This is a genomic window from Pseudomonas sp. 28 E 9 (assembly GCF_900004785.1).
Classification (GTDB): Bacteria; Pseudomonadota; Gammaproteobacteria; order Pseudomonadales; family Pseudomonadaceae; genus Aquipseudomonas; species Aquipseudomonas orientalis_A.
In genome coordinates this window covers 59,426-77,208 of sequence record NZ_CVTK01000008.1, presented here as the reverse complement: position 1 = coordinate 77,208, position 17,783 = coordinate 59,426, and the positions used below count along the sequence as shown (strand labels likewise).

The 17,783-nt window shown below is 60.6% G+C and carries 12 protein-coding genes; 7 read left to right on the top strand and 5 right to left on the bottom strand.

Annotation, left to right across the window (positions count from 1 at the left end; all coding sequences use genetic code 11):
* Positions 1 to 18: 18 nt before the first annotated feature.
* From BFQ00_RS00600 to BFQ00_RS00585, 4 genes are all read left to right on the top strand, one after another.
* Positions 19 to 255, top strand: coding sequence for a DUF1653 domain-containing protein (locus tag BFQ00_RS00600; protein WP_065886336.1), 237 nt, complete (start codon positions 19 to 21; stop codon positions 253 to 255).
* A gap of 114 nt (positions 256 to 369) precedes the next feature.
* Positions 370 to 2,991: a type I DNA topoisomerase gene (topA, locus tag BFQ00_RS00595; RefSeq protein ID WP_065932327.1), complete on the top strand. Its 2,622-nt coding sequence runs from the start codon at positions 370 to 372 to the stop codon at positions 2,989 to 2,991.
* A 194-nt stretch (positions 2,992 to 3,185) separates the two neighbouring features.
* Positions 3,186 to 3,707: a DUF6586 family protein gene (locus BFQ00_RS00590; protein ID WP_065886338.1), complete on the top strand. Its 522-nt coding sequence runs from the start codon at positions 3,186 to 3,188 to the stop codon at positions 3,705 to 3,707.
* A gap of 63 nt (positions 3,708 to 3,770) precedes the next feature.
* Positions 3,771 to 4,004: a hypothetical protein gene (locus BFQ00_RS00585; RefSeq protein WP_026136850.1), complete on the top strand. Its 234-nt coding sequence runs from the start codon at positions 3,771 to 3,773 to the stop codon at positions 4,002 to 4,004.
* Between the two features lie 23 nt (positions 4,005 to 4,027).
* Here the strand turns inward: BFQ00_RS00585 and sulA are convergent, their stop codons facing one another.
* Together sulA and lexA are read right to left on the bottom strand one after the other, a co-directional pair.
* Entirely contained in the window at positions 4,028 to 4,501 is a 474-nt protein-coding gene (gene sulA / locus BFQ00_RS00580; protein ID WP_065886339.1) for an SOS-induced cell division inhibitor SulA, read from the bottom strand.
* Positions 4,502 to 4,511: 10 nt separating this feature from the next.
* Complete coding sequence (lexA, locus tag BFQ00_RS00575; protein WP_017137423.1) at positions 4,512 to 5,120, bottom strand: transcriptional repressor LexA; 609 nt, start codon at positions 5,118 to 5,120, stop codon at positions 4,512 to 4,514.
* Positions 5,121 to 5,383: 263 nt separating this feature from the next.
* On the opposite strand from lexA, the gene BFQ00_RS00570 reads away from it, so the two are divergent.
* From BFQ00_RS00570 to BFQ00_RS00560, 3 genes are all read left to right on the top strand, one after another.
* Complete coding sequence (locus BFQ00_RS00570) at positions 5,384 to 6,091, top strand: TetR/AcrR family transcriptional regulator (RefSeq protein ID WP_065886340.1); 708 nt, start codon at positions 5,384 to 5,386, stop codon at positions 6,089 to 6,091.
* Positions 6,092 to 6,226: 135 nt separating this feature from the next.
* On the top strand, positions 6,227 to 7,237 hold the full coding sequence (nagZ, locus tag BFQ00_RS00565) for a beta-N-acetylhexosaminidase (RefSeq protein ID WP_065886341.1): 1,011 nt from the start codon (positions 6,227 to 6,229) through the stop codon (positions 7,235 to 7,237).
* Positions 7,238 to 7,365: 128 nt separating this feature from the next.
* Positions 7,366 to 10,671, top strand: coding sequence for a DEAD/DEAH box helicase (locus BFQ00_RS00560; RefSeq protein WP_065932326.1), 3,306 nt, complete (start codon positions 7,366 to 7,368; stop codon positions 10,669 to 10,671).
* Between the two features lie 101 nt (positions 10,672 to 10,772).
* Here the strand turns inward: BFQ00_RS00560 and BFQ00_RS00555 are convergent, their stop codons facing one another.
* From BFQ00_RS00555 to mfd, 3 genes are read right to left on the bottom strand one after another with little or no spacing between them, the layout of a single operon-like run.
* Complete coding sequence (locus BFQ00_RS00555; RefSeq protein WP_065932325.1) at positions 10,773 to 13,463, bottom strand: DEAD/DEAH box helicase; 2,691 nt, start codon at positions 13,461 to 13,463, stop codon at positions 10,773 to 10,775.
* Positions 13,464 to 13,472: 9 nt separating this feature from the next.
* Entirely contained in the window at positions 13,473 to 14,039 is a 567-nt protein-coding gene (locus BFQ00_RS00550) for a CsiV family protein (protein ID WP_065932324.1), read from the bottom strand.
* Positions 14,040 to 14,050: 11 nt separating this feature from the next.
* Complete coding sequence (gene mfd / locus BFQ00_RS00545) at positions 14,051 to 17,500, bottom strand: transcription-repair coupling factor (protein ID WP_065932323.1); 3,450 nt, start codon at positions 17,498 to 17,500, stop codon at positions 14,051 to 14,053.
* Between the last annotated feature and the right edge of the window lie 283 nt (positions 17,501 to 17,783).

The following is a 17,783-nucleotide window of genomic DNA, read 5'->3' as shown; positions in this document are numbered from 1 at the left end:
TTGTACGAGGGCCAGAGCATGAAAGTCGAACCAGGGCTCTACCAACATTACAAGGGGCCGCAGTACCGCGTTTTCAGCGTGGCACGGCACTCCGAAACCGAAGAAGAAGTGGTGTTTTACCAAGCACTGTATGGCGAATACGGCTTTTGGGTGCGTCCCTTGAGTATGTTCCTGGAGACCGTCGAAGTTGACGGCGAGCAGGTCCCGCGCTTTGCTTTGGTCCAGGCCGAACCCAGTCTTTTTTCAGGGCAATAACGGCAGGTCGCGCAGAATGCTGCGCTTGACCTCATCTTGTTGCCACTATATATAGCGTTGCCGCGACAGGCGCCAACTGCCTTTCACTTCTCGAATTCAGGAATTTTCCGATCCATGGGCAAATCGCTGGTCATTGTGGAATCCCCGGCTAAGGCCAAGACCATCAACAAGTACTTGGGCAACGAGTACGTGGTGAAGTCGAGTATCGGCCATATCCGAGACCTGCCCACCAGCGGTTCGGCTAGCGCCAGCAAGGAGCCAGCCGCCAAGCGCGGCAAGGCGGCTGCGGGCGAAGGCCCGGTGCTCACCCCTAAAGAGAAAGCGCGCAAGCAGCTGGTCTCACGCATGGGTGTTGACCCGGACCATGGCTGGAAGGCCAAGTACGAAATCCTTCCGGGCAAGGAAAAGGTCATCGAAGAGCTGCGCCGGCTCGCCAAGGATGCCGACACCATCTATCTCGCAACGGACTTGGACCGCGAAGGGGAGGCTATTGCCTGGCACCTGCGGGAAGCCATCGGCGGCGACGACAGCCGCTACAAGCGCGTGGTGTTCAACGAAATCACCAAGAAAGCCATCCAGGAAGCCTTCTCCAAGCCGGGCGAGCTGGACATCGACCGTGTCAACGCGCAACAGGCCCGGCGTTTCCTCGACCGCGTGGTGGGCTACATGGTCTCGCCGCTGCTGTGGGCGAAAATCGCCCGTGGCCTGTCGGCCGGCCGTGTGCAGTCGGTTGCGGTCAAGCTGGTGGTGGAGCGTGAGCGCGAAATTCGTGCGTTCAACCCCGAAGAATACTGGGAAGTCCACGCTGACCTCGGCACTGCCAAGGGCAACAACGTGCGCTTTGAAGTGGCCCGCGAGAAAGGCGAGGCGTTCAAGCCGCTGAACGAAGCCCAGGCCATGGCTGCACTGGAGAAGCTCAAAGTCTCCAGCTACAGCATCGTCAAGCGTGAAGACAAACCGACCAGCAGCAAGCCGTCGGCGCCGTTCATCACCTCCACCCTCCAACAGGCCGCGAGCAACCGCCTGGGCTTTGGTGTGAAGAAGACCATGATGATGGCCCAGCGTCTGTACGAAGCGGGCTACATCACGTACATGCGTACCGACTCGACCAACCTGTCGCAAGACGCGGTGGCGATGGCGCGTACTTATATCGAAAGCGAATTCGGCAAGAAGTACCTGCCGGAAAAGCCCAACGTCTACAGCAGCAAGGAAGGCGCACAGGAGGCTCACGAAGCGATTCGCCCCTCCGACGCCAACACCGAGCCGAGCAAGCTCAGCGGCATGGAGCGCGACGCTGAACGCCTCTACGAGCTGATCTGGCGCCAGTTCCTGGCCTGCCAGATGCTGCCGGCGCAATACTTGTCCACCACGGTCAGCGTGGGGGCGGGCGACTTTGAGCTGCGTGCCAAGGGCCGCATCCTCAAGTTCGACGGTTATACCCGCGTAATGCCGCAAATCGCCAAGCCAGGCGACGACGATGTACTGCCGGATATGGCGCAGGGCGATACGTTGAAGCTGATCAAGCTTGATCCGTCCCAGCACTTCACCAAGCCGCCGGCGCGCTATTCGGAAGCCAGCCTGGTCAAGGAGATGGAGAAACGCGGTATCGGTCGTCCTTCGACCTATGCTGCGATCATCTCCACGATTCAGGACCGTGGCTACGTGGCGCTGCACAACCGCCGCTTCTATTCGGAAAAGATGGGCGATATCGTCACCGAGCGTCTGTCCGAGAGCTTCTCCAACCTGATGGACTACGGCTTCACCGCCGGCATGGAGGAGAACCTCGACGACGTGGCCCAGGGCGAACGCGACTGGAAAAACGTGCTGGACGAGTTCTACGGCGACTTCAAGAAGAAACTCGAGGTGGCCGAGAGCCCCGAGAGTGGCATGCGCGCCAACCAGCCGGTCATGACCGACATTCCGTGCCTCACCTGCGGCCGGCCGATGCAGATCCGTACGGCATCCACCGGCGTGTTCCTGGGGTGCTCGGGCTACAGCCTGCCGCCGAAAGAGCGCTGCAAGGCTACCGTCAACCTGGTACCGGGCGATGAAATCGCCGCGGACGACGAGGGCGAATCCGAGTCGCTGGTACTGCGTGGCAAGCACCGTTGCCCGATCTGCAGCACGGCGATGGATGCCTATCTGCTGGATGAAAAGCACAAGCTGCACATCTGCGGTAACAACCCGGATTGCAACGGCTACGAGATCGAGGAGGGCACCTACCGCATCAAGGGCTACGAAGGTCCGAGCCTGGAGTGCGACAAGTGCGGCAGCGAGATGCAGCTCAAGACCGGGCGTTTCGGCAAGTTCTTCGGTTGCACCAACCCGACCTGCAAGAACACCCGCAAACTGCTGAAAAGCGGTGATGCGGCGCCGCCGAAGATGGACCCGGTGAAGATGCCCGAGCTCAAGTGCGAGAAGGTCAACGACACCTATATCCTGCGCGACGGTGCTTCGGGCCTGTTCCTGGCCGCCAGCCAGTTCCCGAAAAACCGCGAGACCCGTGCACCGCTGGTGCTGGAGATCGTGCCGCACAAGGACGAGATCGATCCCAAGTACCACTTCCTGTGTGAAGCGCCGAAGAAGGACCCGGATGGTCGCCCAGCCGTGATCCGCTACAGCCGCAAGACCAAGGAGCAGTACGTGCAGACCGAAGTCGACGGCAAGCCTACCGGCTGGAAAGCGTTCTACGACGGTGGCAAGTGGAAGGTCGAGGACAAGCGCCAGGGCGCTTGATTGAGTCATCCTGGAAATACAAAGGCCGCCTTTATAGGCGGCCTTTTCTTGGTGTGTAGGAGCGAGCTTGCTCGCGAAGGTCGTTAACGATGACGCGAGAAATCTGATACACAGTGGTGCTCTAAAGTTTTTTCGCGAGCAAGCTCGCTCCTACAAGCCAGCATCAGGCCTAATTCGTCGTGGAGATTGCCGTCATGGCCAACGAACTCTATACCCGTACCAATCAGAAAATTTACTTTGCGGGTTTGTCCCTGGAAGCCCTTGGCCGTGCCGAGGTGGGGAAGGAGATGAATGCCATTGCGCTGGTCCAGGCGGGGCGTGAAGCCGCTTTGTTTCACCTGTACGGCGCCTTGCTGGGTCTATGCCATGAAATCGCCGGGTTCTACCGTCTGCCCCAGGCAGGTTCGCCCCGTGCGGAAATGATCATGACCCGCGAAGTATTGGAAACCATGGCTATCCCGGAATTGGCCGAGCTGGTGGAAATGGCCCAGAGTCCGGACAGTTGGCTGGCACGCCTGCTCAAGGCGCATGCGGACATGTTCCAGCCGCCCCGCGTCCCCCATGTACCCAAGGGCGATGTGACGCAGCCATTGATCGTGGCGGTTGCATTGGAGACGGATGAACCCAAGCCCTTGAGCCGCGAAGAGCTGGAAAGCTGGCGCCAGGAGCTGAAAAAGCTGGCATTGCGCTTTCGCGAAGGCCTGGCCGAGTGCTGAGCGGGCAAGCCTGCACGCCACAACACTGATATAATCCCGCGCTTTCGTGGAGAACAGACTTTTATGCCAACGTCCTTTCTGGAAATTGTTGAACTGCCTGACGGCCGAATCGAGCTGCGCCGGGCTGAGGACGAAGGTTCTCTGGTTACCCTGGACTTCTCCGAAGACGCAAAAGCGTTCCTGCAAGGCCAGCATGTGGAAGTGGCTAAAGCGATGTTGAGCGTTGGGGTGCAAATGGCCGGTCGCCTGGCTGAAGGCGAGCCGGAAAAGGACGATGGTCCAAGGGTTCTTCACTGAGCCCGTTGTAACCCGCTCATCCCTTATCCCAGTCGAATATTCAAACTCTGCGCATCACCTGTGTGTGCGGCACTGATCAACTGCTGCTTGGCCGTTGCGTTCAACGGGTTCAACCAGCTCACCACGGTATGGCTACGGCCCAGGCGCAAGGCTTCACACGTCAATTGTTGAGCACTTTGCGCGCCCCGTGGCTGCAGCAACAGAATCCTTTCGCGGTTGAGGCCAGCATCCCGTAGCCAGGCCTGGGTCAGGCTGGCGGGCGGTGCGATCAGGGTCAACCAGCGCGCGTCCTGCTCTTCACTGAGTTCGCGAAGGATTGGCGCCAGCAGGCTCAAGCAGCTCCCGGCAGCACCACGCAACGACAATTCACTGAATACCTCGGGTTCGCAGCTCCAGGGCGCTTCGACCGTTTCCTTGAGGATGGGCGCAAGGGGTTGAGCCATGAAGGCCTCGAACAGCGACAGTTGTGTGTGTTGTGGGGTGTGCACGAGCTGCATGATGTCTCCTTTAGCGGCGAATGACGCCGACACTCAAGCCTTCGATCACCAGGTCCTGGTCTTTGAGGTTCACTTCAATGGGCGCGAACTCCGGGTTCTCGGCCATAAGCCAGACCTTGCTGCCTTCACGCTTGAAGCGTTTGACGGTGACCTCATCGCCGATCCGGGCCACGACGATCTGGCCATTGCGGGCTTCACGGGTGGTGTGAACGGCCAGCAGGTCGCCGTCGAAAATGCCCACGTCCTTCATGCTCATGCCATGCACACGTAGCAGGTAGTCGGCGCGAGGATGGAAGAAGGTCGGGTTGATGTTGCAGGATTCCTCGACGTGCTGTTGCGCCAGGATCGGCGCACCGGCGGCCACTCGACCAATGATCGGCAGTGTCGATTCGTCGGCCTTGGCTTCGAAACCCGGGATGCGAATACCGCGTGAAGCCCCCGGGGTCATCTCGATCGCGCCTTTGCGAGCGAGGGCCTTGAGGTGTTCTTCAGCGGCGTTGGGAGACTTGAAACCCAGTTCCAGCGCAATTTCGGCGCGTGTCGGTGGGTAACCGTTGTCATCAAGGCAGCGCTTGATAAAAGCCAGAATCTCAGCTTGGCGTGGCGTCAGTTTTAGCATGTTGATCGCTCTGTCTTTTTATACAGTGACTGGGATTATATACAGTGAATCGCGCTTGGCAATCATCCTTTTTTGCGGCTCCGCTGGACGGTCATTCATCAGCTGCGCCGGGAGGCGAAGACAGCGCTGCCTACAGGCGGTGGAGGATGTGATTAAATAGCGACGAAACAGGTGACTGCCCGGCCGGAAAATGGGCGCGCAGGCTTGACAAGACATACCCTGAAACGTATGTTTCAAACAAGTGTTTGTCAGGCGGAGTAGCCATGGCCCAGTCGGAAACCGTTGAACGCATTCTCGATGCTGCCGAGCAGTTGTTCGCGGAAAAAGGATTTGCTGAAACTTCATTGCGGCTGATCACCAGCAAGGCTGGGGTCAACCTGGCCGCCGTGAATTATCATTTCGGCTCAAAAAAGGCCCTGATCCAGGCGGTGTTCTCGCGTTTTCTGGGGCCGTTCTGCGCCAGTCTCGACCGTGAACTCGAACGTCGCCAGGCCAAAGCCGACAATAAGCCCAGCCTGGAAGAGCTGCTGGAAATCCTCGTTGAGCAAGCGCTGGTGGTTCAACCACGCAGCGGCAACGACCTGTCGATCTTCATGCGTCTGCTGGGCCTGGCGTTCAGCCAGAGCCAGGGCCACTTGCGACGTTACCTGGAAGACATGTACGGCAAGGTGTTCCGTCGCTATATGTTGCTGGTCAACGAAGCGGCCCCGCGTATCCCGCCCATCGAACTGTTCTGGCGCGTGCACTTCATGCTCGGCGCCGCCGCCTTCAGCATGTCCGGGATCAAGGCCTTGCGCGCGATTGCCGAGACCGATTTCGGCGTCAATACCTCCATCGAGCAGGTGATGCGCCTGATGGTGCCGTTCCTCGCCGCAGGCATGCGCGCCGAAACCGGCGTGACCGATCAGGCCATGGCCGTGGCCCAATTGCGCCCGCGCAGCAAATCCACGCCGGCACTCGCCAAGGTTTGACCGCTGCGGGTGTGCGTGGCCGCTTGCATCCGCTAAGCTAGCCGCCATGCCGATTTCAGCTCTTTACGCGCAACCCGTTGTGCTTACCGTACCTGGTAGGAATGACGGGTTGTGCGCGTTATTTAAGGAAAGTTTATGACTGCTGCCCTGCAAGGTTCTTTGATGGTCGACGTTGCCGGTACCTGGCTGACGGCCGAGGATCGCCATCTGTTGCGCCAACCTGAAGTGGGCGGCTTGATCATTTTTGCGCGCAATATCGAGCACCCGCGCCAGGTCCGCGAGTTGAGTGCGGCAATCCGTGCGGTGCGCCCGGACCTGCTGCTGGCGGTCGACCAGGAAGGCGGACGCGTGCAGCGCCTGCGCCAGGGCTTCGTGCGCCTGCCGGCCATGCGCGCGCTGGCGGATAACCCCAATGCCGAGCACCTGGCCGAACAGTGTGGCTGGGTCATGGCCACCGAAGTGCTGGCCGTGGGCCTCGACCTGAGTTTCGCCCCCGTGCTGGACCTCGATTACCAGCGCAGCGCCGTGGTCGGCACCCGCTCGTTCGAAGGCGATCCCGAGCGCGCCGCCGTGCTCGCCGGTGCCTTTATCCGTGGCATGAACAGCGCCGGCATGGCGGCCACCGGCAAGCACTTTCCCGGCCACGGCTGGGCCGAGGCCGATTCCCACGTCGCGATTCCCAATGACGAGCGCAGCCTTGAACAGATTCGCGCCAATGACCTGGTACCGTTCGCGCGCCTGAGTAAACAATTGGCCGCCGTGATGCCGGCGCATGTGATCTACCCGCAGGTGGACAGCCAGCCGGCCGGTTTCTCACGCCGCTGGTTGCAGGACATCCTGCGCGGCGAGTTGCAATTCGACGGGGTGATCTTCAGTGATGACCTGTCCATGGCGGGCGCCCATGTGGTGGGCGATGCGGCGAGTCGAATCGAGGCGGCACTGACGGCGGGTTGTGACATGGGGCTGGTGTGCAACGACCGTGCGGCTGCCGAGCTGGCGCTGAGTGCGGCGCAGCGGATGAAGGTCACACCGTCGGCGCGGATTGCGCGTATGCGTGGGCAGGCGGTTGCATCGACTGATTACAAACAGGATCCACGCTGGCTGACGGCCATCACAGCGTTGCGAGACGCGCAACTGATTGAATAAACGTCGCCTGTGCTGTTTAAGATGCTTGGTGTAGGAAGTGTCTGGATGTGGCTGTAGCTGTCTCTTACCGCAGTGTAGGAGTTGCCCTGCTTTAAAACCCGTTGCTGACGGCTGTAGAGTTCTGCTCCATGAATGACCTGATTGCACGTATTGTTGAGTTGGATTGGCAGGAGCTCTTTGACTCTCGTTCGCTGGAGCGCGGGTTCGAGTATGCTCGCGAGAAGCGTCTTGAGATCAAAGAGTTCGGACACAACAGACTGATTGCACATTGCAGCGGGTCTGGCCGCAATGTCTATAGCCTGGCGATTACCCTGGAGGGCGCCACATCCCGTTGGGCGGGCATCAGATGCGTGTGTTCTTGCCCTGTAGCGATCAATTGCAAGCACGCCGCTGCGGCCCTGTTTACATTGACCGCGCTGTATGACGAGCTGAACGAACCGAAAAAGCAGGCGGCTGACCGTCTGAGCCCGCAGCTCGAAAGCTGGCTTGAGACTATCCCCAAGCCCGGCCAGAACGATGAGACTCAGCCCAGGAATACCGGTACCTGCTTGCTGTACCAAATCACTCCCGATGTGTATTCCAATGGCTGGTCATTGGAGGTGTACCGGGCGCGCGTGACGAAAAAAGGTGACTACAGCGATATCAAACCGCTGTATTCGATGGACGAAACATTGCGGCGTGCCCCAGGCTATATGCACGAGTTGGATACACGCATTGGTCGATTGCTGTTGTTGAGCCGATCTTACGGCTCCTACAGCAACAGTTTTCAACTGGTCGGCGAGCCAGGTGCCGAAATTCTCCAATTGGCGCTGAAAACCCAACGCTTGTTTCATGAGCTGAGCCCAGGACTGGCGTTTAACCCTGGCCCGGTCTGCACCGCTCGTTTCGATTGGGCCGTGATGCCCGATGGCAATTATTTGCCCCGCTGGATCAGCGACGGGCGCGAGTTGGACGAAGTGCTGCCCCTCAAGCCGCTTCATTATCTTGACCTCGATAACATGACGATCGGGGTGGTCGAGCACGGGCTGGATGAAAATCTGGCCATGCATCTTTGCGCCTTGCCGGTGATTCCTGCTGAGCAAGTCGCCTTATTCAGTCATCGCATCAGCGCGGCGTCCAAGGCGATTCCTCCGCCGCGCGAGCTGACCGAGCGCGTCGTGGATACGTTGGAGCCCCAAGGGTGCCTTACATTGGGAAGCGACGAATCCTACGTGTACAGCCAGGCCGACTATCGGCGGATGCCCAGCCTGGAACACCGCGCTGCCTTGGCTTTCCGTTACGACACAAGCCTGGTCAGCGGCAAGGGCACTGAGGACATCCTGTTTCTCAGCGGCACCGAAACCCAACGCATCCAACGCAAGCCCGCGGCTGAAAAAGCCTTGCGCAAGACGCTCACGAAAATCGGCTTTAAAACGGTCAATCGCAAAAGCGGTGCACTGCCTGTCGGTGCAGGAGAGATGTTCGATCTTCCCAACGATGAAGCCTGGCTGGCTTTTGTTGAAAGCCAGCTGCCGGTTCTGCGTGAAGCAGGGTGGGACGTCGTCATTCAACCGGGGTTTTATTACGATGTGGAGGCTGTTGACGGCTGGTACGCGGACATTGAAGAGTCACCCGGTCATGAGTGGTTCGACCTTGAGCTGGGCATTGAGGTCAATGGCGAGCGGCACAGCCTGTTGCCCATCATGCTCGACTTGATGCGGCGTCAACCCAAGCTGCTTGACGCCGCCTACATGGCCGAACGTGATGATGACGAGCGCGTATTGGTCAGTTTGGGTGACCGCACTCATACCAAAGTTGCGCTGCCCTACGGTCGTATCAAGCCTCTGATGGCGACCCTCGGCGAACTCTACCTGCGTGCACCTGAAGGCGATGCACTGCGGCTTAGTGCGCCGGATGCGGCACGGCTCAGTGATCTGGATGCAATACCGTTGGTCTGGCAGGGTGGCGAGCGACTGCGTGATTTCGCCAAGCGTCTCAAAAGCTCCACCCATGCTCATGTATCTGCACCTCAGGGCCTGAACGCCGAACTTCGAGGCTATCAGCTCGAGGGGCTCAACTGGATGCAAACCCTGCGCGAGCTGGAAGTCGGCGGGATTCTTGGGGATGACATGGGCCTGGGCAAAACCCTGCAAGCCCTTGCACACCTGCTCTGTGAAAAACAGGCCGGGCGCTTGCAGGCGCCCGCTCTGGCGGTGATGCCCAACAGCCTGATACCGAACTGGATGGACGAAGCAGCACGGTTCACACCACAGCTCAAAGTCCTGGCGCTGCACGGTGCACAGCGTCAGGCTGCTTTCACGCGCTTGACCGATTACGACCTGATACTCACTACCTATGCACTGTTGCCGCGCGACCTTGAAGTCCTGCAGCCTCAGCGTTGGAGCGTGCTGATCCTCGACGAAGCTCAAAATATCAAGAACCCCAATAGCAAGGCGGCCCAGGCTGCTCGTCAGTTGGAGGCTGGCCAGCGCTTGTGCTTGAGCGGTACACCGTTGGAAAACCACTTGGGCGAGTTGTGGTCATTGTTTCACTTCTTGTTGCCGGGTTGGTTGGGGGATAGCAAGACCTTCAATCGCGATTACCGCACGCCCATCGAGAAGCACGGCAACGCTCAGCGTATGCAGAACCTCACTGCGCGTATCAAACCGTTTCTATTACGGCGAAAAAAGGAGCAGGTTGCCACGGAATTACCGCCCAAGTCCGAAATCGTGCATTGGGTCGAGCTGAGCGACGCACAGCGGGATGTCTACGAAACCGTGCGTGTGGCCATGGATAAAAAGGTGCGCGATGAGATCAGTCGCCACGGGGTAGCCCGCAGTCAGATCATCATTCTTGAAGCCCTGCTCAAACTGCGCCAGGTGTGCTGTGACCTGCGGTTGGTCAAATCGGCACCGATGACCAAGGCTGCCAAGGCCGGCACTGGCAAGCTGGGTAGCTTGATGGAAATGCTGGAAGAGTTACTCAGCGAGGGACGGCGGATTTTGTTGTTTTCGCAGTTCACCTCGATGCTGGCATTGATTGAACAAGAGCTCAAACAACGCGGGGTCGAGTACTCGCTCCTGACCGGTGACACCCTTGATCGGCGTACGCCGGTGAAAAACTTTCAGGACGGCAAGACACCGTTATTCCTGATCAGCCTGAAGGCGGGCGGGACGGGCTTGAACTTGACCGCTGCGGATACCGTGATCCATTACGATCCCTGGTGGAATCCGGCGGTGGAAAACCAGGCCACCGACCGTGCGTATCGCATCGGGCAGGACAAACCGGTGTTCGTTTACAAGATGATTGCGCGGGGCACGGTGGAGGAAAAAATTCAGGCGTTGCAGTTGGAGAAGGCTGCATTGGCCGATGGGGTGCTGGAAGGTGGCGCCAGTGCGGGTTGGAAGCTGGAGCAGCGGGATATTGAGGCGCTGTTTGCGCCTTTGCCTGGCTGATGACCGCGGCGCGCCCTTCGGGGGCAAGCCCCCTCCCACACATTGAATTGTGAATACATACAAATGTGGGAGGGGGCTTGCCCCCGATGGCGATCCAACAGTCAGCGCTTTTCCTGCTTATTGGGCAACGGCGCAAACAGCGCCTCGATATCCTCATTACCTAACTGCCAGTCCCCAGTTGTACGCCCATCCAGCACGCCCGCCGCCAGGTCGGACTTCTCCTTCTGCAAGTGCTGGATTTTCTCCTCCACCGTGCCCCGGGCAATCATTTTGTAGACGAACACCGGCTTCTCTTGCCCGATGCGATACGCGCGGTCAGTGGCCTGGTTTTCGGTGGCGGGGTTCCACCACGGGTCGTAGTGGATCACGGTGTCGGCTTGGGTCAGGTTCAGGCCGACGCCGCCCGCTTTGAGGCTGATCAGGAAAATCTGCAGCTTGCCGCTTTGGAAGTCCTTCACCGGTGTGCGCCGATCACGGGTCTGGCCGGTCAGCAAGGCGTAGGCGATGTCGCGTTTCTTCAGTTCGACCTCAATCAAGCTCAGCATCGAGGTGAACTGCGAGAACAGCAGAATCCGCCGCCCCTCGGCAAACAATTCCTCAAGCATCTGCATCAGGCTGTCGAGCTTGCCCGAGCTGCTGCCACGGGCGGGCAGGGTGGCGTCGTTGACCAGGCGCAAATCGCAGCACACCTGGCGCAATTTGAGCAGTGCCTCAAGGATGATGATCTGGCTGCGCGCCACGCCCTTGCGGGTAATCTCGTCGCGGACCTTTTTATCCATGGCCAGGCGCATGGTTTCGTACACGTCGCGCTGTGCTTCATTAAGATCGACCCAGTGGATGATCTCGGTCTTGGGCGGCAGTTCCGTGGCCACCTGCTCCTTGGTGCGGCGCAGCAGGAACGGCTTGATCCGACCGTTGAGGTGCTGCAGTCGCACTTCACTGGCGCGTTTTTCAATCGGCACGCGGTAATCGCGGTTGAAGCTTTTCACGTCGCCCAGCCAGCCCGGCAGCAGGAAGTGGAACAGCGACCACAGTTCGCCCAGGTGGTTTTCCAGCGGCGTACCGCTCAGGCACAGGCGCTGTCGTGCATTGAGCTCACGGGCCGCTTGAGCCGCCTTGCTGGTGGGATTCTTGATGTATTGGGCTTCATCGAGAATAAGCACGTGCAAGGGCAGGGCGGCGAGTTGTTCAATGTCCTTGGGCAGGAGGGCGTAGGTGGTGAGCAGCAGGTCGTAGTCCTGCAGGTTGGCGAAATGCTTCTTGCGCCCGGCACCGTACAGCGCCTGTACCCTCAGTTGCGGGGTGAAATGCGCGGCTTCATCGAGCCAGTTGGGGATCAGGCTGGTGGGCATGACGACCATGCACGGCCTGTCCAGGCGCCCGGCGGCTTTCTCCGTAAGAATATGCGCAAGGGTCTGCAAGGTTTTACCCAGGCCCATGTCATCCGCAAGAATTCCACCCACCTCCAATTGGCGCAGCGACTGCATCCAGCTCAGGCCCTCCAACTGGTAAGGGCGCAAGGTTGCGTTCAACCCTTCCGGCGCCACGCAGGTGAAATCCTTGATGTCCCGCAGACGCTGGGCAAAGTTGCGGATCTTCTCGCCGCCCTCCCATTGCAGCGGCAGGTCTTCCAGCGGGTTCAGGCGGATCGCGTCGGCCTTGGCCAGGCGCAGCGTGGTGGTGCCGGCTTCCTGCAGGTAGAACTCGCCGAGGGTCGCCAGCACCGGTTTCAATCGCCCATAAGGCAGCGCCACCTGCAGCGGACCGTGGCCGTTGGGCAGGCCGGGAATATTCACCAGGATGAGTTCATCATCGCGACGTCGGGCGAGTTTTTCCGGATTGAGGATCTCGGTGTGGGAGCGCATCAAGTTGAGCAGGATCGGCAGCAGGCTCAGCCGTTCGCCGTTGACGATAATTCCCAGCTCCAGGTCGAACCAGTCACGCTCGGGGGCTTCATCGACGCTGGCGTACCAGTCTTCCACGGGGCTCAGGTCGAAACCGAAGTCTTCATCGATCTGCAGCTCCCAGCCCTCGGCCCGCAGCGCGGGGGATGCGTTGAGGGTGAAATTCAACCAGGCGCTGTCATTGACCATCTCGAACAGTTCGCCGGCACTCTCCGGCAGGGCCTTGCTCTGGCGCGTGGCGATCTTGAAACCGAGCAGGCGCAGTTGCTCGCGATACGGTTGTTCCAGCTCCGGATGGCGCTTGATGCGCAGGCTCTGGGTTTCCTGGCGCACGATGATGTCGGCGTTCTTTTGCCCGCTGACGTAATTGCCCTCGTAGTTGAACGACAGCGCCGCGCGATGCTGGATGTAACGCTGCATCTTGCCATTGCGCGGCTCGAACGCGCTGAACTCCACACTGGCCAGCCACAGGCGCGGCACGGGGCGCACGTCTTCCATGACCACCTGCGGCAACACCACGCGGTTGTCGAGGACCGCCTGGAGTTTGCCCAGCAGCTCGGCATCCTGGGCCGCCGCCGGGTAGGCCAGGGTTTCCTGGACCTTTAGCAGCACCGCCGCGATGTGTTTGCAATTGGTGTGCACCGGGCAGGTACAGCGGCTGTCCACCAGGATCAGCATGCCCTTGGCCGATTCGCGCAACGAGATGGTCTGCCGGTACACGTTGCCGCCCGAACCTTCGCAACTGGCCGTGATGGTGCTGTCGCCGGACTCGACGATGCGCACCCGATTCTCCAGCGCATAACGGCGCCCGCGCTCCAGGCTTTGCTCCTTGAAGCGATTGGCCCATGACGGGGCCAGGGGTTTGGTCAGCGATGACGTCAGGGGCATGGCGCTGGATCAGTCCTGCAGGTCGGGCGGTGGTGCGCTGGGGGGCTTGGCGGTCAGCGAGGTGATCTTGATCAGCAGCGCCAGGTGGCCGCCATCCAGGTAATTGAGCTGGTTGTTCTTGGTGCGCACCTCTTTCTGGCTCAAGTGTTCGCTTGCGATCACGCTGCCGTTGGCGTCGAACTGGTTGATCCAGAAGTCGGCATCGATGTCGGTGAAACGTCCCAGTTGCAGGTTCAGTACGCCCTCGATAGGGAATTGGCCGAACTGCTCCTGGCCGTCGGTAATCGCGATCTTCACCGGTTGCTCGCCCAGGTTCTGTTCCCAGGCCTTGTGCGCGAGCACGGTGTAGTTGGAATCGGCGCGCAGCTTGTCGACGATGTTACCCAGGCGCGGCGGGCTCATGCGCTCGCCCAGGCGCGGCGCGCCGCCATCCCAGTTTTCCGGGGCGGCGCGGCTGTTGATCACCGGCTCCGCATTCTGACGCACCAGGATCATTTCCACCTGGTAGGGGCTGTCGGCAAAGGCTGAAGGCGCGAGTACCACCAACAACAGGCTCAGAATGCGGAACACGCGCATGGAGGCGTCCTTCAAGCAGATTTCGGAATGAGGCGCTCAAACAGCGCCTCCAGGGTGTTGAAGCGTTCTTCGGCACGTTCCATCGGCACCATGAACTTGAACAGCGTAGCCCCTTCGAACTTGTAGCGGTTGGGCTGGCCCTGGATCAGCTTGATCAGCACCAACGGGTCCACCGGCGTCTGGGCTTCGAATTCGATACGCCCGCCCTGCGGCCCGGCGTCGACCTTCTTGATGCCCAACTGCTCGGCCTGCAACTTGAGCAGGGTCAGGCGCACCAGGTTCTTGGTCGGTTCCGGCAGCAGGCCGAAGCGGTCGATCATCTCCACCTGCAGGTCCTTGAGGCCTTCTTCGTCGGTGGCCGAGGCGATGCGCTTGTACAGGATCAGCCGCGCATGCACATCCGGCAGGTAGTCTTCGGGAATCAGTGCCGGCAGGCGCAGGTTGATTTCCGGGCCACCGCCCAGCGGTTGATCGAGGTTCGGTTGCTCGCCCTTGCGAATGGCTTTCACCGCGCGCTCCAGCATCTCCATATACAGCGTGAAACCCACCGCCTGGATCTGCCCGCTCTGGCCGTCGCCGAGCAGTTCGCCGGCGCCACGAATTTCCAGGTCGTTGGTGGCCAGTACAAAGCCGGCGCCCAGGTCCTGGGTGTTGGCGATGGCTTCCAGGCGTTTTTCCGCATCGCTGGTAATTTGCTGGCGCGGCGGCGTCAGCAGGTAGGCATAGGCCTGGTGGTGGCTGCGCCCGACGCGGCCGCGCAGTTGGTGCAACTGGGCCAGGCCGAACTTGTCGGCGCGCTCGATGATGATGGTGTTGGCGCTCGGTACGTCGATACCGGTCTCGATGATGGTCGAGGCGATCAGCACGTTGAAGCGCTTGTGGTAGAAGTCGCTCATCACCTGTTCGAGTTCGCGCTCGCGCATCTGCCCGTGGCCGATGGCGATGCGGGCTTCCGGCACCAGTTCGGCGAGGTCAGCGGCGCACTTCTCGATGGTCTTCACGTCGTTGTGCAGGTAATACACCTGGCCACCGCGCAGCAATTCGCGCAGCAGCGCTTCCTTGACCGTGCTTTTGTTCTGCTCCATCACGAAGGTGCGCACCGACAGGCGGCGCGCCGGCGGCGTGGCGATGATCGACAGGTCGCGCATGCCCGACACGGCCATATTCAGCGTACGTGGAATCGGCGTCGCCGTGAGCGTAAGAATGTCGACTTCGCTGCGCAGGGCCTTGAGTTGCTCCTTCTGGCGCACGCCGAAGCGGTGTTCTTCGTCGATGATCACCAGTCCCAGGTTTTTGATCTTCACATCGTCCGACAGCAGCTTGTGCGTGCCGATGACGATATCGATCTTGCCTTCGGCCAGGTCGGCAATCGCGGCATTGACTTCCTTGGCCGATTTGAAGCGGCTCATCACTTCCACCGTCACCGGCCAGTCGGCAAAGCGGTCGCGGAAGCTGTTGTAGTGCTGCTGGGCGAGCAGGGTGGTCGGCACCAGGATCGCCACCTGCCTGCCGCCATGCACCGCAATAAAGGCGGCGCGCATGGCCACTTCGGTCTTGCCGAAGCCCACGTCGCCGCACACCAGGCGGTCCATCGGCTTGGGCGCGAGCATGTCGGCGCGCACGGCTTCGATGGTGGTTTGCTGGTCCGGGGTTTCTTCGAAGGCGAAGCCGGCGCTGAAGGTGGCGTAGTCGGCTTTCGGGTCGGCGAACGCATACCCTTCGCGCGCGGCGCGGCGGGCGTAGATGTCGAGCAGTTCGGCGGCCACGTCGCGCACCTGTTCGGCGGCCTTGCGCTTGGCTTTCTGCCAGGTCTCGGAGCCCAGGCGATGCAACGGCGCCAGCGCGTCGTCGCTGCCGGTGTAGCGCGCGATCAAGTGCAGGCTGGCCACCGGCACGTAGAGCTTGGCGCCTTCGGCGTATTCCATGGTGAGGAATTCGGCGGCCTGGTTGTCGATTTCCAGGGTCTGCAAACCGAGGTAGCGGCCGACGCCGTGGTCGATGTGCACCACCGGCGCGCCTTCGCGCAGCTCGGTGAGGTTCTTGATCACCGCATCGTTATTGGCGTCGGCGCGTTTTTCGCGACGGCGACGCTGCATTACACGCTGGCCGAACAAAGGGCTTTCGGCGATCAGGGCCAGGGCCGGGTCATCCAGCAGCAGCCCTTCGTCCAGCGGCGCGATGGTGATTGCCAGGCGCTCTTTGCTTTTTACAAAATCCGGCCAGCTGTCGACGGTTTTCGGGCGCAGCTTCAGGCGCTCCAGCAACTCCAGCAACACCTCGCGACGCCCGGCGGATTCGGCGGTAAACAGCACGCGGCCGGGGAAGTCGCCGAGGAAGTTGGACAGCGCCTCCAGCGGCTGTGTGGCTTTGGCCTGGATCGCCAAATCCGGCAGCGCCGCTGCGGGGAAGCGCTCGCGGCCGCTGCCGGCGTCCACATCCTGCTGGCTGGCGACCACGCGCGGCCAGTTTTTCAGGCGCGCGAAGCAGTCTTCCACCGGCAGGAACAGCTCGGCGGGGGGCAATAAAGGTCGGGACGGGTCGACGCGGCGCTCTTCATAGCGGTTGCGCACGTCGTTCCAGAAATTTTCCGCCGCCTGCTCGATGCCCGGCAGCGAGAACACTTGGGTGTCCTGGGGCAGGTAATCGAAGAGCGTGGAGGTTTCGTCGAAGAACAGCGGCAGGTAGTACTCGATACCGGCCGGCGTAATCCCGCTGCTCAAGTCCTGGAAGATCGGGCAACGGCGGAAGTCCACATCGAAGCGCTCGCGAAAGCGCGCCTTGAAGCGCGTGACCGCATCTTTTTGCAGGGGAAATTCCCGTGCCGGCAGCAACTTGATCGACTCGACTTTATCGATGGAGCGCTGGTTTTCCGGGTCGAAGGTGCGCAGCGTTTCGATCTCGTCATCGAACAGGTCGATGCGATACGGCAACTTGCTGCCCATCGGGAACAGGTCGATCAATGCACCGCGTACGGTGAATTCGCCGTGTTCGTACACCGTGTCGACATAGCGGTAGCCGGTGGCCTCCAGGCGCGTGCGCATCTGCTCCACGTCGAGTTTCTGGCCGACATCCAGCACCAGGCTGCTGCCCAGCAGGAACTTGGTCGGCGCCAGGCGGTGCAGGGCGGTGGTGATCGGCACCACCAGCACGCCGTGGGCCAGTTCCGGCAGGCGGTACAGGCTGGCGATGCGCTGGGAAATGATGTCCTGGTGCGGCGAGAACAGGTCGTAGGGCAGGGTTTCCCAGTCGGGAAAGTGCAGCACCGGCAAATCGGGGGCGAAGAAGCTCAGCTCCTGCTCCAACCGTTCGGCGCTTTGGCTGTCGGCGGTCAGCAGCAGGGTAAAGCGCTTGGCTGCGCTGGCAGCCTCGGCAATGGCCAGGCTCAGGGCGGCACCGGGCAGGTTGCCCCAATGCTGTTTACCTGCCGCGGCAGGGAGTAGCGGTAGACGCAGAACGGGCACGGAAGGTTGAGCTCCAAGCGTTGCGACAAAGTCGGTAATTGTAACGGCCAGAGGTGCCGCCTGTCAGTTGCTGACTGTGCCTATTACGGTTTGTTGGAAATGTAGTGGCTAAGACAAACAATCGTGGGTTTTGACTCAATATGTAGTGCCAAAATGCGCGAATGTTTAGGAGGGTTACGGACAAGTCGGCCTGCTCGTCAAATGGGTGGCCTTCTGGAACCCGCGTATTTCCTGGGCTGTAGCGCGGTGGTATTTTTTTGCAAGGGGTTTTTGTTGCCTGTAG

Bases quoted from the DNA above. Each gene is read 5' to 3' on its own strand.
- BFQ00_RS00585 (WP_026136850.1), top strand. From the start codon at position 3,771: ATGCCAACGTCCTTTCTGGAAATTGTTGAACTGCCTGACGGCCGAATC.
- BFQ00_RS00560 (WP_065932326.1), top strand. From the start codon at position 7,366: ATGAATGACCTGATTGCACGTATTGTTGAGTTGGATTGGCAGGAGCTC.
- BFQ00_RS00550 (WP_065932324.1), bottom strand. From the start codon at position 14,039: ATGCGCGTGTTCCGCATTCTGAGCCTGTTGTTGGTGGTACTCGCGCCT.
- sulA (WP_065886339.1), bottom strand. From the start codon at position 4,501: ATGCAGCTCGTGCACACCCCACAACACACACAACTGTCGCTGTTCGAG.
- BFQ00_RS00590 (WP_065886338.1), top strand. From the start codon at position 3,186: ATGGCCAACGAACTCTATACCCGTACCAATCAGAAAATTTACTTTGCG.
- BFQ00_RS00570 (WP_065886340.1), top strand. From the start codon at position 5,384: ATGGCCCAGTCGGAAACCGTTGAACGCATTCTCGATGCTGCCGAGCAG.
- BFQ00_RS00600 (WP_065886336.1), top strand. From the start codon at position 19: ATGAAAGTCGAACCAGGGCTCTACCAACATTACAAGGGGCCGCAGTAC.
- lexA (WP_017137423.1), bottom strand. From the start codon at position 5,120: ATGCTAAAACTGACGCCACGCCAAGCTGAGATTCTGGCTTTTATCAAG.
- nagZ (WP_065886341.1), top strand. From the start codon at position 6,227: ATGACTGCTGCCCTGCAAGGTTCTTTGATGGTCGACGTTGCCGGTACC.
- topA (WP_065932327.1), top strand. From the start codon at position 370: ATGGGCAAATCGCTGGTCATTGTGGAATCCCCGGCTAAGGCCAAGACC.
- BFQ00_RS00555 (WP_065932325.1), bottom strand. From the start codon at position 13,463: ATGCCCCTGACGTCATCGCTGACCAAACCCCTGGCCCCGTCATGGGCC.